16 protein-coding genes are annotated in these 13799 nt (G+C 54.1%); 4 read left to right on the forward strand and 12 right to left on the reverse strand.

Annotation, left to right across the window (positions count from 1 at the left end):
• From HCG48_RS07210 to HCG48_RS26820, 3 genes are all read right to left on the reverse strand, one after another.
• Complete coding sequence (locus tag HCG48_RS07210; RefSeq protein ID WP_168568546.1) at positions 1-1719, reverse strand: serine/threonine protein kinase; 1719 nt, start codon at positions 1717-1719, stop codon at positions 1-3.
• 153 nt (positions 1720-1872) lie between these two features.
• Entirely contained in the window at positions 1873-2352 is a 480-nt protein-coding gene (locus HCG48_RS07215) for a hypothetical protein (protein WP_168568547.1), read from the reverse strand.
• 147 nt (positions 2353-2499) lie between these two features.
• Positions 2500-3219 carry a M23 family metallopeptidase gene (locus tag HCG48_RS26820; RefSeq protein WP_168568548.1) on the reverse strand — a complete coding sequence of 240 codons (720 nt, stop codon included), beginning with the start codon at positions 3217-3219 and terminating at the stop codon, positions 2500-2502.
• 417 nt (positions 3220-3636) lie between these two features.
• Here HCG48_RS26820 and HCG48_RS07225 point away from each other — a divergent pair, with 417 nt between their 5' ends.
• The gene (locus tag HCG48_RS07225) at positions 3637-4422 is read left to right on the forward strand and encodes a DUF2927 domain-containing protein (RefSeq protein ID WP_168568549.1); all 786 of its coding nucleotides are present in this window, start codon (positions 3637-3639) and stop codon (positions 4420-4422) included.
• A gap of 22 nt (positions 4423-4444) precedes the next feature.
• Here the strand turns inward: HCG48_RS07225 and HCG48_RS07230 are convergent, their stop codons facing one another.
• The 8 genes from HCG48_RS07230 to HCG48_RS07265 form a co-directional block, all read right to left on the reverse strand.
• Positions 4445-5293 carry a peptidoglycan-binding protein gene (locus tag HCG48_RS07230; protein WP_168568550.1) on the reverse strand — a complete coding sequence of 283 codons (849 nt, stop codon included), beginning with the start codon at positions 5291-5293 and terminating at the stop codon, positions 4445-4447.
• A gap of 84 nt (positions 5294-5377) precedes the next feature.
• A complete protein-coding gene (locus HCG48_RS07235) occupies positions 5378-5731 on the reverse strand; it encodes a hypothetical protein (protein ID WP_168568551.1) in 354 nt (117 codons plus the stop codon).
• 6 nt (positions 5732-5737) lie between these two features.
• Positions 5738-6226: a phage tail protein gene (locus HCG48_RS07240; protein WP_168568552.1), complete on the reverse strand. Its 489-nt coding sequence runs from the start codon at positions 6224-6226 to the stop codon at positions 5738-5740.
• A 64-nt stretch (positions 6227-6290) separates the two neighbouring features.
• Positions 6291-6428 carry a hypothetical protein gene (locus tag HCG48_RS07245; RefSeq protein WP_168568553.1) on the reverse strand — a complete coding sequence of 46 codons (138 nt, stop codon included), beginning with the start codon at positions 6426-6428 and terminating at the stop codon, positions 6291-6293.
• A gap of 69 nt (positions 6429-6497) precedes the next feature.
• The gene (locus HCG48_RS07250; protein WP_168568554.1) at positions 6498-6977 is read right to left on the reverse strand and encodes a phage tail protein; all 480 of its coding nucleotides are present in this window, start codon (positions 6975-6977) and stop codon (positions 6498-6500) included.
• A gap of 97 nt (positions 6978-7074) precedes the next feature.
• Positions 7075-7548 (reverse strand): contractile injection system inner tube protein, encoded by a 474-nt coding sequence (locus HCG48_RS07255; protein ID WP_168568555.1) that lies wholly within the window; start codon positions 7546-7548, stop codon positions 7075-7077.
• Positions 7549-7705: 157 nt separating this feature from the next.
• Complete coding sequence (locus HCG48_RS07260; protein ID WP_168568556.1) at positions 7706-9415, reverse strand: phage tail sheath family protein; 1710 nt, start codon at positions 9413-9415, stop codon at positions 7706-7708.
• Between the two features lie 58 nt (positions 9416-9473).
• A complete protein-coding gene (locus HCG48_RS07265; RefSeq protein ID WP_168568557.1) occupies positions 9474-10022 on the reverse strand; it encodes a Pvc16 family protein in 549 nt (182 codons plus the stop codon).
• Between the two features lie 279 nt (positions 10023-10301).
• On the opposite strand from HCG48_RS07265, the gene HCG48_RS07270 reads away from it, so the two are divergent.
• From HCG48_RS07270 to HCG48_RS07280, 3 genes are all read left to right on the forward strand, one after another.
• Entirely contained in the window at positions 10302-11492 is a 1191-nt protein-coding gene (locus HCG48_RS07270) for a sensor histidine kinase (protein WP_168568558.1), read from the forward strand.
• A gap of 72 nt (positions 11493-11564) precedes the next feature.
• The gene (locus HCG48_RS07275; RefSeq protein WP_168568559.1) at positions 11565-12239 is read left to right on the forward strand and encodes a response regulator; all 675 of its coding nucleotides are present in this window, start codon (positions 11565-11567) and stop codon (positions 12237-12239) included.
• 23 nt (positions 12240-12262) lie between these two features.
• The gene (locus HCG48_RS07280) at positions 12263-13243 is read left to right on the forward strand and encodes a nucleoside hydrolase (protein WP_168568560.1); all 981 of its coding nucleotides are present in this window, start codon (positions 12263-12265) and stop codon (positions 13241-13243) included.
• 22 nt (positions 13244-13265) lie between these two features.
• Here the strand turns inward: HCG48_RS07280 and HCG48_RS07285 are convergent, their stop codons facing one another.
• Positions 13266-13655 (reverse strand): hypothetical protein, encoded by a 390-nt coding sequence (locus HCG48_RS07285; protein WP_168568561.1) that lies wholly within the window; start codon positions 13653-13655, stop codon positions 13266-13268.
• Positions 13656-13799 lie beyond the last annotated feature (144 nt).

Raw genomic sequence — 13799 nt, forward strand, 5'->3', positions numbered from 1 at the left:
TCATTCACCCTGGGGACAGATGCTCGCCAGGGTGGTAGCAGCGCCGTCCGCATTCAGGGCCGCTTGTTTGGCGGTTTCTCCCGCTTGTTCGGCTTCTGCTTTCGCCTGCCGGATCCCTTCGAGTCCGCTTTGGGTGAGGGGGGCGTTGTCGATCGCCGCGATCGCCTCGGCGATTTGTTTGAAGGCCCGACTCAAAGTGAGATAACTTTGGCGAAACTGTTGCGAAAGCGGCGCTAACTCTTCGTCGGAGAACTCCAAGCTTTGCAATTGTCCGGCGAGACCGTCGAGCTCTGCCGCCAGTTGCTCGGCGACTACTGCCTCGCTGCCGGAACGTTCCGCGATCGCCGCTCGCCCCCGAGTTGCCAGGGTCAACAATTGCTGACATTGAGCGCGCTTGTTGTAGACCGCCCAACCCCGGTAAGCCCCAAACCCCCCGATCGCCACGATCGCCGCCAGGGCGATCGCACTCAACCCCACTCTCCTGAACGATCCACTCCGGGGCAGCGCGATCGCCTCGGCTTTAAATACCCCTTCGGGTTGGGCGAACGGCGCGATCGCTTCCGCCATTTGGGCGATCTGAATATTCCCAAAAAACTCATCCGGATTCGACTGCACTCCATCCCGACTCTGGGAGGGGGTCGTTACTTCTATAGGGGCGACTCCCGCCGGAGTGGGATGGGCGACCGACGGCACCTCGGCGACCAAATCGCCGTACACTCGGGCAATTTCGAGCGGGGGCAGCTTCCATTGGCGTTCTAAAGCGGCGATCGCCTCTCGAATTTCGAGGTGGCTTTCCGGGCGATCGCCGCGATCCGGGGCCATCAGGCGATCGACGAGATCGGCAAACCCTTCGGGGATGTCCTTCGCCTGGTGGCGCCAGTTGAGGTGACCGCTTTCGTCCCGCTCGAAACTCAACGGATCCCGTCCGGTCAGCCAGTAGACCATCGTCCGTCCCACGGCAAAAAAATCCGATTGAACCGTGGCATTATGCTCGACTTGTTCCGGGGGAATGTAAGCGGAAATGGCACGCGGGGGAATCGTGCCGCCCCCTATTTTAGTAATATAAGTGCCGACCACTTCCCGGGCCGCTCCAAAGCCGATGAGGGCCAGTTCGAGACCGGAACCCGTGCCGTTCTCCGGGCGCGATCGCACCAGTACGTTACTCGGATTGACGTTCAAATGAAAATATTGGCGGTCGTGGACTTGTCCGAGAATGTCGATCAGTTGTTTGCACCCGTCGAGGACGGCGATCGGATCGATCGCGCGATCGCCGCCTGTCCCCCGCCACTGCGGTAAGGGATCCCCCTCAATTTTGGCGATCGCCATCGCGTAAGTCGGCAGATCCGAGAACGAGAAGCTCAATTTCAACAAGTTGGGTTCGACCCGCGCCAAACCGCCATGATTCAATTGACTTAAAACCGATGCTTCTTGCTCGAATAACGCCACGGCGATCGCCTCGTTGACCCGCAGCAGTTTGAAAATTTTTCGCTCTCCCCCCGCTTCGACTGCCACCGTTTTGTTAAACCAATTACTCCCCAAAACTCCGACCACTCGATAGCGACCGCCGAGCAGTAATTCACTACCGCAATGCAGACAATTCACCTGGTGGATATTGTCGGGATCTTGCGGGTTCGGACAACCGGGATTGAGACAGTAACTCATTTGACGGATCCAATGTTCGGAGGCGACGAGCAACAGGCTGCTTGTTTTATAGCTCATTTTTAACCCCTGAAATTGTTAAACCCGAGGGATTAGTTTTTGATTTTTATTTCTCTGAGAAAATAAATTATCGTAATTGTCAATTGAACGGAGGGAATTGACGCGGTTTGCGAGGGATTGGCGATGCACCCCTTGCCGAGGCGCCGGGAAAGTTTAGGGCAAATTCGCCCCACAATAACGATTGACTTCGGCGACTAAACGATTAGCCGTTTTTGTATTGTTTTCGAGGGAAGCGATCGCCCCCTTGAGGCGAGTTTGGGTGTCGTTGAGGGTTTTCAATCCCTCGCGGGTCGGTCGAACTTGGTTGGCGAGTTCGAGGGCTTTTCCGGTTTCGTGAAAGATCTCGCTAAAGCCTTGGCTGACGGCGATCGCCTGTTCGCGGAACTCTCGCAACTGCGGATCGTTTAACGGCAATTTTTTGAGGCGCGTGGTCGTGTCGTCCAATTGCTCGGCTAAGCTTTGCATTTCTTGCGCTCGATCCGCATCCAAAGCATTGACCGCCTCACTTCCTCGGGCGATCGCCGTCATCAATTCTTGACATTGACTGGCTTTAGTCGAGCTGCAACTGACGAGGAACGGCAACAGAGTTCCCCCGAGGGCGAGGAGAGCCAGCGAACGAGAAAATTGGGCCATGGATTTATAACTATATTGAGGAGAAAGGACGCGATCGCCAACGACCGCCCTACATCATAGCCAAACCTCGCTCGATCGCCAGGAAGACTTCAGAACGGTTCGAGCCTTATCCTCGAACCGTTCCGCCCGTCCCTGAGACCGCCGTTGTTAGCGCCGCGCCGCCAATCCCGCTTCGGGAAGTAGAGCTAGGGGATTGACTGCACCTTCTTCGGGCAGATGAATTTCAAAATGTAAGTGCGGTCCGGTACTGAAGCCCGTGCTACCCATTTCTGCAATTAACTCCCCAGCTTCTACTTTTTGTCCGGCCCGGACTAAATTGCGGTGGTTGTGAGCGTAACGGGTGATGCTGCCGTTGGGATGAAGAATTTCGACCAAATTGCCGTAACCGCCGCTATTCCATTCCGAGGTTTGCACCACCCCAGATCCGGCGGCGACAATCGGCGTGCCAATCGGCGCGGCGATATCGATTCCTTGGTGCATCCGCCCCCAGCGCCACCCGTACCCGGAACTGAGCAGACCTCGGGCGGGCCAGGTGTAGCCGTCGAAAATATCGGGAATTTCCGGTAAGTAGGTACTCGCTGCCGCCAGGGGCGGTAATTGAACCGAGAGGGTGGCGAGGGGTAGGGGATTGAGATGAGGCGCGTCAGTGGCGAACCCTGGAGGGATCGCCTCGGTTCGAGTGGGGTTGAAGGCGATCGCCGCAGACGCCGGGGGAGCGGGGTTATGCCCGTTTGCGCCCTGGTGTGCTGCTGCGGTTGTCCGGTCGCTGTCGGGAGAGGACACGGGTCGCTCGCTCGTGGCGTCCGCCACCCCCGCCAAACCCATCGTCAGGGGGACCAGTACAGTAGAAAAAAGACCTGATTTCATAATCCTTCTAAACCATCGGGACTCCCCCACTTCGCCCTCTACCGCAGTAGCGATCGCGCCGTAGGAGTACCCCAGTACACAACATCAATAACTCGAACGGAACAAGGAATGCGTTATTTTCCTTTTTTGGCGATTTTTTTGCAAGTATGTCTTAACTCTTCCAAGAATTGAGGAAGTCTCCGGACGAATTGGGAAAAATATTGGGGAACGTTTGCGGTTCGCACGGGGGCGGTGTTCCAAGGGAGGCGCTTCGCGAACGGATCGACTGCAAACAGGCCGCGAAGACAACCGATCCGGACGACGATCGCGATCGCCCGTAAGCGGATTGAATCAAGACATCATAGCTCAAATCTTTGCTGTCAAACGGTTCGTTCTCTCGGAATTCAGCGAGATCGAGAGCTGCTACCCGCTTCGACTATGAATTTTAAATCTTTTGGTCTGGTGGCGATCGCCGCCACGGGCTTATCTTTGAGTGTGGCCGTTTCCGCTTCCTCCAAACTGGGGATTTTGCCTGCAGGAACGTCCGTCAGTTCGGCGTCGGTGTCCTCGACGACGGCACCGCCGCCCGCGATCGCCGATCGCCCCTTACAACGCGCTCCCGTGGCAATTTCGAGAGCTTACAATCGCGAACAAATCGATTATTTCCTCGAAATTGCTTTAGGATCTGAATTCGGCAACGCCACGCCGAAAATCCGCAAATGGGCCGGACCGATTTCGATCCGAGTGGCGGGAACGCCGACCGCCGCCGATTGGCAGACCTTAAACGGGGCGATCGCCGAATTAAACGCCCTCACCGAGGGGATCGACCTCTATCTCGACGCGGACGATCCTCATGCCAAAATCGAAATTTATTTCGTTCCCGAATCCGAATTTAACACCTACGAACCGAACTACATCCCCAGAAACTACGGTTTTTTCTGGACCTGGTGGGAGCGAGACACGATTTATCGAGGTCGCATTCTGATCGCCAGTGCGGGAATTACCCAGCAGGAGCGATCGCACCTCATCCGCGAAGAACTCACCCAATCTCTCGGACTCATGCGCGATTCGAGTCGCTACCGGGACAGTATCTTCTTTGAAGGCTGGACCGACACCACCGCCTATTCACCCCTGGACAAAGCGGTGATTTCCTTGCTCTACCGCCACGAAATCCGTCCCGGGATGACCCGCGATCGTCTCCTCGACCTGCTCGACGCCCAGTGAAGTACTCTCCCGGCGCCGCCGTCTAACCTTCGCGAATCCAAGATTGGGAGACCCAGCCACCGCCTTGCAGTTCCACCCAACCCCCTTGGCGTTGTCCACTCAACACCAGTCGGCTCCCATTCGCCGCCATGAATAAAACCGGACCGCCGGGAGTGGCGCGCACGTTGAGAGGACTTCCATTCGTCGAAACGATCGCCTCACCCGTGACCGGGGATGGCTCGGGATCGTTCCCCCCACCGCCGCCGCCTCCCGCCGTCAGCGCCACCGTCCAATTCGCCGCTACCCAGCCGCCATTGGCTAACTCGATCCAGCCGTCGGCCCGGCGACCGCTCGTCGCGACTTCGGCGCCGTCCCAGACGCGATCGACGACACCATAATTAAACCCCGGACCGGAACGCACGTTCAATCGCGATCCGGCGGTTTCTACCCGTATCCGACCCGGTCGAACTGCGGGCAATTTCGGTTGAGGCGGACGGTTACCGATTAAATAAGGATTATTCGGATCTTTCGGTTCGATCAAATCCAGCGCATATCCGGTAAGCGGACCGACCGTACCATCGACAGGTAAGTTTTTTCGCCGTTGGAACTGCTCGACGGCATATTGCGTGGCGCCCCCAAACACGCCGTCGATTTTGCCGGGATCGTGACCTTGAGCGACGAGGGCTTCTTGAACGGCTCGAACGGCAGTACCGCGATCGCCCCGTCTGACCACCGCCTGACTCGCTTGGGGCGCTAAAGTCGCTACAGACAGCCCCACAGCCATCGTCAGGGTCGCCATCCGGAGGGGACGCATCTCGATCGCCCCTCCTTCGAGACTCCCTCCCACCGCTTCGTAAGCGTTGTAAGAATGGAATAAAGCGAGTATTTCCATCTTTCATCTCCTCTGGATTTTAGGGTTTCGATTTCAAACGGTGTTCTACTCCCGTCCCCGAGTCCGGTCTGCGTACTGGCGATCTCAGGGCAGATCGATCGCCTCTATCGTAGAGGGGGAGGGTTGTTCGGCTGGCTGTTCCGCTTCTATTTCGAGTTCGTTAATTTGCCGATAAAACTTTTGCAAATAACTCAGATCGCAAGCAAATAAATTCTCGATGGTCATCGGCGTCACTTCGTCCAACGCGCCTAACTGGAGGATCACTCGCGACAGAATGATCACCGTCGCATACGCCGGGTTGGCTTTTACCCGAGGGTCGCGCATCGGAATAATTTCATCCATCGCACGGGACAGGCGCATCACCCCTTTGCGGTGTACGTTGCCATCGGCATCGAGATACCCCTTCGGCAAGGTAAATTCAAACTCGGTTTGAAACATCCGTTATTACTTAATTCTAATAAAGCGATCGACGGCTAATTCGAGTTCTTCAATTTCAAACTCGCTGCTGTCTGCTTTGACATCACTTATTTTATAACTGGTCGGCCATGCGCCCTCAAACCGAAATCGGGCTTTTTCATTGGCTGCTTGATCGTAAATCACCAAATCCCCATCTTTGCGCTCCGTAGCCCATCCGCCTTCTTCGACGGTTTTAAACCAATTCCATAAGGTCGTGGAAATGGTCATACCTCGGCGCAAGGTAATATTTTCGCTTTTCATATTGCCGGGAATTTTAGTGCGGACGACTCGTCCGACGCTGCTATTATGTTGTCCCCATTTTTCGGGAGTGACTTCGCAGATTTCTATCAGTTCTTGAGAGCGTTTGAATCCCTGACATTCCATAAAGTACCCGTCGATGGGTTCTTTGGAATTTTTGAGTTTGAGTTCTAGAAAAAAGCGATTGGCGGTTAAAACTTCAAATTTTGGTGCGGCCACGATCCCTTTCTCCCTTCTTTTTGATGATTTTATTGTCTAATTCTTGTTCTTTTTTATAGGGTTGTTATTCTATTTTGTTGTGTTTTAATTGATATTTTAACTTGTCCGAACCTGAATCAAGACGGGCGATCGCCCCTGGTTCTAATGTAGCAAAAATTTTCGCAAAAATCGGGCGATCGCCCCGCAGGAGAAAACGAGTCATTCCCGGTTGCGCGATCGCCGGAATGACCCGCAGACTGTCAAAAAATGGGTCAACAGAATATGGATTCTTTTATTTAACGCGATGCAAATTTTCGTACACGATCTCGACGGTTTCCGTCGCTAACTCCGTCGAACCCGCCTCCATCTTTGTAGACTTATAACTCGCAGGCATACAGCCTTTAAAATTGTAGCGAACGGCTTCATCTCCTCCTTGGTTGTAAAATACTAAGGAGCCACTTTTCACTTCTCCTTTGCTAGTGGTTCCCCCTCCAGCGATCGGTTCGGAGTGGGAATCGCTGTACCACTGTAATAGCCGAATATCTTCCACAGTGGAAACGTATTCTACTGTGATTTTCTTGTTTTCCACCCCGGTTACCGTGGCTTGCATGACACTTTTCGCATTTTTAGTCACCCCATAAGGCTTAGTATCCCCAGCCGTTTGTAATGTAATATCAACACCGCTCACTTTTTTGCAGACGAGATCTTCCAAGCCTTCTAATTCAAAATAAAACTTAGAACAGGCCAAAAGTTCACCGATAGGACTGACCATAACGTTGTTCCTCCAAGGTCTTCGAGGGATTCAATTGAGTGAGAAAATCTTGAATTCAATAGTATTGAATTCAAGGGAATTAATGTAACTGCTGTAATTACTTCACGCGGTTAATTTGTTCGCAAACAAATTCCAGGGTTTCGATTGCTAAATCTTTGCTATCCGCCGCACAATCCGAGACTTTATAAGACTTCGGCCATGCATTGGTAATATTCCAGCGCAAAATTTCATTATCGCCACTGTCGTAACCGACAATCGAGCCATTTTTACGACTGTCAGCCCATTTGCCATTTCCCCCTTCACTTTTTGGCATGACATCGAGCATCCAATTGTAGAAGTCCATGTCATCTTGAATCAGGTAAATCTCGATAGTGAAGTTCGGATTTTCTTCAAATCCGGATGAGGTACTTTGCCATAAAGTTTTACCGCCTTTGGTCGAAGCGAGGGGTTTTTCGTGCCCGGCGGTTTGTCCGGTAAAGGTGACTTCGGTAATGCTTTTGACCAGTTTGTCGGTCAAGCCATCAAATTCTACGTAAAATCGACTAGTTGGAATCGGTTTGAGGTCGGCCATGATTTTGCTCCTTTTCAGGGCACAGATCGAAGTAATTTACTCTTGTTGAAAGGGGGGAAAGGCGCCCGGATTGGATGACGCTTCCCCACCTCCAATCCGGGGGGAGAGGGGGAGGGGAATCGATCCCGAGCCGTGGGGACGGGCGCCGGACGATCGCCTATTGATTCGGCGCCCACTGGCTGACGCGGAAAATCACGAATTCCGCCGGACGCACCGGACAGACGCCCACTTCGATATAGAGGCGCCCTTTCATCATCGTTTCGTGAGTATTGAGGTCGGCGTCGCATTTGACGTAAAACGCTTCCGCCGGGGAACCGCCGAACAAGGCACCCGCACGCCACAGTCCTTCTAAGAAGTTGCTGACGGTACGTTTGACCCGTTCCCACAAGTCCATATCGTTGGGTTCGAACACGACCCACTGGGTCCCCATTTCGATCGATCGCTCGATATAGCTGATCAAGCGGCGGACGCTGATATAGCGCCATTGGATATTGTCCGGTTCGACCAAGGTGCGCGCGCCCCAGACTTTATAGCCTCGGTTGTAGGTGGCGAAGTTGCGGATGCAGTTAATCCCGAGGGGGTTGAGCAGTTCTTGCTCGCGCATGTTGGTATCGTATGCCAGTCCGATGACGCCGCGCGGGGTTTCGTTGGCGGGAGCTTTGAAGACGCCGCGAGACTCGTCCGTGCGGCACCAGATGCCCATCATGTGGCCGCAAGGGGGTACGCTAATCGGTCTGCCTGCATTGCGGGGGTTGGCGACTTTAATCCAGGGATAGTAAAGGGCGGCAAACATCGAGCGGCGGTTGAAGGCGCTCAGCCACTGGGCGACATCTTGGGGTTTTTGCTGCTCGGGAAGTACCGGATCCATGCCTTTTCCGGGTTTGACCGGAGGGGGATCGAGGACGACCATGCGATAGGGCGGACTGGGGGAGGCATTTTCACACATGCTGACCATCATTTCCATGACGCCGTGGATTTGGTCGATATCGAGCAATCCGGCTTGATAGGCGCGCATGAGGTCGGGACAGGCGATCGTGGAGACTTCGTCGATCTCGAAAATGCCTTGCATTCCGGTGCGATCGTCCCGTTGTCCTTGGAGGTCCCGGGGGAAGCGCTCGGGTTGGGCGATGTAAGGCGGGGGAACGACTTCGTAGAGTCCGTTGGTGGGACGGCGCGAGAGGGGTTGTCCGGCTTGGGAGAGGTCGGCGATCTCGACGTATTCGGACTCTTGCAAGGCGGTAACGACGTAATCGGCGACCTCGGTTTCCGGTTCCGGATTCATGGTCAGGTGGTCGTAGCGTTCGAGTTCGCGATCGCCTTGAGTGACTGCAACGCTGAAATATTCCCCGTTATTTAAGGGCGGTTCGGCATCTTCGGGGGCGTCGTCGGGGAGGGGTTTCGGTTCGCTTTCGAGGATGACGATCTGGATGCGTCCGTCTCCGGAGGGTAAGGCGGGGGCTTCTCCTTCGGCTTCCGGGAGTTTGAGGTTGAAGCGCAAGGAGGGACGGTTACCGGAGGTGAAAATTTTCAGCCCGGTTTCCTCCGGGGGGGGCGATTCCGATCCGGGGAGTTGGGTGCCGATGCTGGTGACCCAGCAGCGACCGCCGCCGTTGAGGAACCAGCCGTTGACGGCGAAGGGGAGGTAGGCGTCGAAATCGGTGAAGCCGTCGGACCCGGGTTTGCCAAATAGTTCGAGGTACTGGTTCCAGTTGGTCACCATCATCGGTTTGAACAGTTCGGCGTCCCCGCGCACGTCTTCGGTGAAGCCGACAAATCCGGCGACGCTCATGCTCACCCCTTCGATGGGGCGACTGCCGCGATCGACTTCTTCGACGTATACGCCAGGGGCAAAATAATCTAATGCCATGAGGGATAGTCCTCCATCTGGTATTGAATTGACGAGAGTTTCAGCCCAAATTGGAACCCTAGGGACTGGGGGTGAGGGACAGCGATCGCCCTGGGCTAGATTGCGGCTCGACGATCGCGGGGACGGCGATCGTGACGTACAAGGCAGGCCGTAGCGGAACACCCAATGCACGCCAAAGGGACGCCGTATCGATCGCCCCACCCACACAAATTCTCATCTGTAACTCACCGTGACCTCGCAAGGACGGTTCGAGAAGGTCTTCCGGGACGAAGCGGTAGGAGAGGAGTCGAGTCAATGCTTCTGAAAGCAGGCGCTGTTCCCCGAGGGCAGTGTGGTCCCATGCCGTGACTAAAAACGATACGTCAAACCAAATGGTCGAATCGCGATTCTCCTTCGGAGACGCTCCGCGAACGTCCGAGGTGTCACTACGCGAGAACTCGGCAGACGGCTCGTGCTGACTTTGCCAGAGGTTGTAACAGTAAAGGTTCAGCCTCGGACCGCCGGGGCGATCGATGCTCGGGTGATTGAGATCGATGGATTCGATGTCGATGAGGGAAGTCCCGCCCGCCAGGATTTCTGCCAGAGTCTGAGCAACAGCAGGAATCATCGCTGTGGGTTTTTGGGCTGTACGGGATCTAGATTAGTCAGCGCTACCTCTAGGGTTTATTAGACTTTGGTCGAGACTTTAAAAATTGTGTGTTATTAATTTGGACAAGACAGAGCGGAGGTTACAGTAATACTGTCGAACCGACGGCCAGAAGGTAACGAGCCGAATCGCATCGGCTTCCTTCGAGGTTTTAACGACATTGGCAAATTCGATCGAGGTGCCAGCTTGAGCCTCGTTTGCCAGTTTGTTCCGAGGCACGCCTAGTTAATAAATTTTAAAATGAAACCCTCTTACACCGATTTAGATTTACCCGGATCTACTATCTGTTATTCCCCCCAGGAGAGATTGGGGAAAAATTACACCGTTTTACAAAGAGAACTCAACCAGATTGCCAGTCTCTTGCCCGTTGAGGCCGCCGCAATCCATTATCGAAATGGGGAAGGCTTCGCGCGCGAGTCGATTCGTTATCTTGGCAACGATCGCCCCGACGGTCCCCCCCAATATCGTTCGGCTCTAGAAGGTCGGCTCCCTGGCGGCGATCGCTTGCCTCGCGGTCAGTTGAGCGAATTAAAGGAGCCGCAATTTTATCCCTTTGGGGAGTATGACCCCCGAACGGAACCGATCGCCGATCGCGGGCGATCGCGCCCTCATTCTCCAACGGTTTATTTATATCTTTTTACTCGAACACCTCACGATGATGAGTATTTACTCTTATTAGCCCAGCTACCCCTTTCTGCACAAGAGCAGAACCACTTAGAACAACGCGCTCAATTTCTAGATGATTATTTAACTCTATCCTGGGAAAACAATCAGTTGCACCAGGAAAGGAAAGCGTGCGATCGCGCCCTCCACCGAGGAGAACATCAAATCCGACATTCCCTCGGCACCATTGCTCTTTACCTAGAAAATCTTTGCTTGGGATTGACCGAAGAAGCTTATAAACAACAAGCCACGATCGCCCGTCAAATAGTTACAGATTTAAGCCTTCACTTAACCCATCTGCTGCCTTTAGAACCCCGCGATCGTCGGGAAACTCAACTGTACGATTTGCGCGAAATCTTAGTCGAGCAAATCGACAGATTGCGATCTCACTGGGAAAAAAAACACTTAACGATCGCCTATCCCAACACGACTTTACGGTTAAAAATCGATCGCTGGCAAATTCAACAAGCCATTGAAAACTTACTCGGTAATGCCATTGAATTCAGTCCCGATCGCCAAACCATTACTTGGAACTGGCGCGTCTTTCACAATGAAGTCTTAGTCACCGTAGCCGATCGCGGCTGCGGACTGTCCGCCCAAGACCTCAAACAAATTTTCACGCCCTCTTACTCCCGCCGTCAAGGGGGTACCGGATGGGGTCTAAATATCGCTAAAAGCGCCATCTTAAAACATGGCGGGACAATTTGGGGCGAAAACCTGCCCGAAGGAGGCGCTAGATTTTCCTTTACCTTACCGATTTCTGAGTAGCTGCATCACTTCGGCGATCGCGATTCGGTTTCGCCCACCCGTTCCGAACTCGCCGAATAGAGGTTTCCTTCTATGAGTACCCATCAGTTAATCTCGATTTTGTTGGTCGATGACGACCCAATTTTTCGTCAAGGATTGCGAACTCTTTTAGAATTCTATAGCAATGGAAAATTAAAATTTAACGTCGTCGGCGAAGCGGCTTGTGTCGATCAAGCCCTCAAATTAACCAAAGAACAACATCAATCCTTAGTCTTACTCGACTTAGAACTCCCTCACGAAGACGGGATTTCAGCCTTAATTCGCTTCCGCGAACGGGGTTATTCCGGTAAAATCTTGGTTTTGTCGGCCCATCACGAAGATGAATGGGTATTTCGCGCCATGCAGGCGGGGGCGCGCGGTTACGTCTTTAAAGACCGTTTGGCGAATCAGTTGTGCGAGGCGATTTCCACGGTAATCGACGATCGCATTTACCTCGATCCCGACGTCGCGACCAGTTTTTTTCGGATGTTCCACTTCTACGCCGGACGCTGCTTGCAAGCGGCCCAATCCCTCCACCTGACCGAACGCGAACAAGAAGTTTTACACTGGCTGGTCCAAGGGGCCTCCAACGAGGCGATCGCCCAAAACCTTTACGTGACCGTCGCCACGGTCAAAGCCCATTTAACCTCCATTTTCGAGAAACTCGGGGTCACCAGTCGCACCCAGGCGATCGTTAAAGCCCTCAAACTGGGCTTGGTGTCCGCATGATCGCGATCTCCGATTCTCTCTCCATGTCCTCCCTTCCCCTCCGCAAACTACTCGTCGATACCGACCCCGGCGGCGACGATGCCATAGCCTTACTGTGGTTGCAAAGTCTGGTCCGTCAAGGACTCGCCGAACTGGTCGCCGTCACCACGGCCCAAGGCAACGTCAACGGGTCGCGAACCTTTACCAGCGCCTGTCAACTCCTGCAACTGGGCGGTTGTGCGGGGGTCGAAGTTGCCCGGGCCGTGGCCGATCCCCCTGGGATCCTCCCAGATGCCCGTCACATTCACGGCGCCGACGGGATGGGGGATCTGTCCGCCACCCTGCCTGCGTCCCGCCGGGATTGGCAAACGGCGCCGAGTGCAGACGATACAATTATCGACGCCCTCACTCAGTCGCCGGGGGAGATTACGGTTGTCGGTTTGGCGCCGTTGAGCAATTTGGCGGCGGCGGAGGCAAAACGACCGGGGATTCTCAAATTGGCTAAAGAAGTGGTGTTGATGTTGGGGGCGTTTGAACGCCAGGGCAACGTGACGCCGTTGGCGGAGTTCAATGCGGCGTATGACCCGCAAGCGGCGCAGTCCGTTTTAGAGAGTGGGGCGAATTTGGTGGTGTTGCCCCTCGACGTGACCCAGGAGTTGATTTTCCGACGGCAGACGGCCCGGGAGATGCGATCGCGGGCGCCGGAGAGTGCGATCGCCGTGTTTGTGGATCGCTTGTGCGAGTTCATGACCGAGACGGCGTTGCGTTACCGCGAAACGGCGGGGATCGAGGGCTTTTTAGTTCACGATGCGGTGACGGTCGCCTACTTGTTTTATCCGGAAACACTCAAGTTTCGGCGCGCCGAGGTGCGGATCGAGACGGAAGGGCGTTACAGTGCCGGATATACGTTTATCGACAGGCGACATGGGGCAAAATTGCAGGCGAATGCGTTTGTCGGCTGTGAAGTGAACCGACAACAGTTATTAGCGATTCTCCGGGACGATTTGCAACAACTAATCGCTTAGGGGCTCGGGCGATCGCCCTCAGTTATTCCTCGGTTTCGGTTTCGACGGGTGTAGTTTCTAATTTTTCCAAGCGGGTCAGATCGACATTGAGCTGAATGCCATCTTCCGATTCGCTATTGGGGGAGATTAATTGGATGGGCGATCCCAAACTGTAACTAAATTGTCGTTGGGGGTTTTGATTGGGCAATTCCCAATCAAAATCGGCCAATCCTTTTTCGAGGTCTTCGTTATTTTCTGCGGGTTCGGTTTGGGCTAATACGTGTCTCAAACTGTCGTAAACTTTGGCGGCATCCGGTACGGGAGGTCTTGCGGGATGGGAAGAAGGGCGATCGGCCACTTCCGCCGAGAGGACCCGCGCTCCTAAAAAGGTAACGCTGGTTACGGTTAACAGCAGGGTGAATAATTTAGTCATGCTCTCAACTCCTTCAACTGACCTGGAGGGATAGTCCAGGAAATTGACGAATGGGACGAAGTAGAAAAGTGCGAGCGAGCAATGAGGGTAAAATTTGCTAAAAAGTAGCTGATTTTTTATCGTTTGACTGGGTAGATCGCGATC

This window comes from Oxynema aestuarii AP17 (genome assembly GCF_012295525.1).
In the GTDB taxonomy this organism is placed as follows: Bacteria; Cyanobacteriota; Cyanobacteriia; order Cyanobacteriales; family Laspinemataceae; genus Oxynema; species Oxynema aestuarii.

Coding starts and splice junctions, on each gene's coding strand:
- HCG48_RS07210 (WP_168568546.1), bottom strand. CDS start 1,719: ATGAGCTATAAAACAAGCAGCCTGTTGCTCGTCGCCTCCGAACATTGG.
- HCG48_RS07215 (WP_168568547.1), bottom strand. CDS start 2,352: ATGGCCCAATTTTCTCGTTCGCTGGCTCTCCTCGCCCTCGGGGGAACT.
- HCG48_RS26820 (WP_168568548.1), bottom strand. CDS start 3,219: ATGAAATCAGGTCTTTTTTCTACTGTACTGGTCCCCCTGACGATGGGT.
- HCG48_RS07225 (WP_168568549.1), top strand. CDS start 3,637: ATGAATTTTAAATCTTTTGGTCTGGTGGCGATCGCCGCCACGGGCTTA.
- HCG48_RS07230 (WP_168568550.1), bottom strand. CDS start 5,293: ATGGAAATACTCGCTTTATTCCATTCTTACAACGCTTACGAAGCGGTG.
- HCG48_RS07235 (WP_168568551.1), bottom strand. CDS start 5,731: ATGTTTCAAACCGAGTTTGAATTTACCTTGCCGAAGGGGTATCTCGAT.
- HCG48_RS07245 (WP_168568553.1), bottom strand. CDS start 6,428: ATGACTCGTTTTCTCCTGCGGGGCGATCGCCCGATTTTTGCGAAAATT.
- HCG48_RS07250 (WP_168568554.1), bottom strand. CDS start 6,977: ATGGTCAGTCCTATCGGTGAACTTTTGGCCTGTTCTAAGTTTTATTTT.
- HCG48_RS07255 (WP_168568555.1), bottom strand. CDS start 7,548: ATGGCCGACCTCAAACCGATTCCAACTAGTCGATTTTACGTAGAATTT.
- HCG48_RS07260 (WP_168568556.1), bottom strand. CDS start 9,415: ATGGCATTAGATTATTTTGCCCCTGGCGTATACGTCGAAGAAGTCGAT.
- HCG48_RS07265 (WP_168568557.1), bottom strand. CDS start 10,022: ATGATTCCTGCTGTTGCTCAGACTCTGGCAGAAATCCTGGCGGGCGGG.
- HCG48_RS07270 (WP_168568558.1), top strand. CDS start 10,302: ATGAAACCCTCTTACACCGATTTAGATTTACCCGGATCTACTATCTGT.
- HCG48_RS07275 (WP_168568559.1), top strand. CDS start 11,565: ATGAGTACCCATCAGTTAATCTCGATTTTGTTGGTCGATGACGACCCA.
- HCG48_RS07280 (WP_168568560.1), top strand. CDS start 12,263: ATGTCCTCCCTTCCCCTCCGCAAACTACTCGTCGATACCGACCCCGGC.
- HCG48_RS07285 (WP_168568561.1), bottom strand. CDS start 13,655: ATGACTAAATTATTCACCCTGCTGTTAACCGTAACCAGCGTTACCTTT.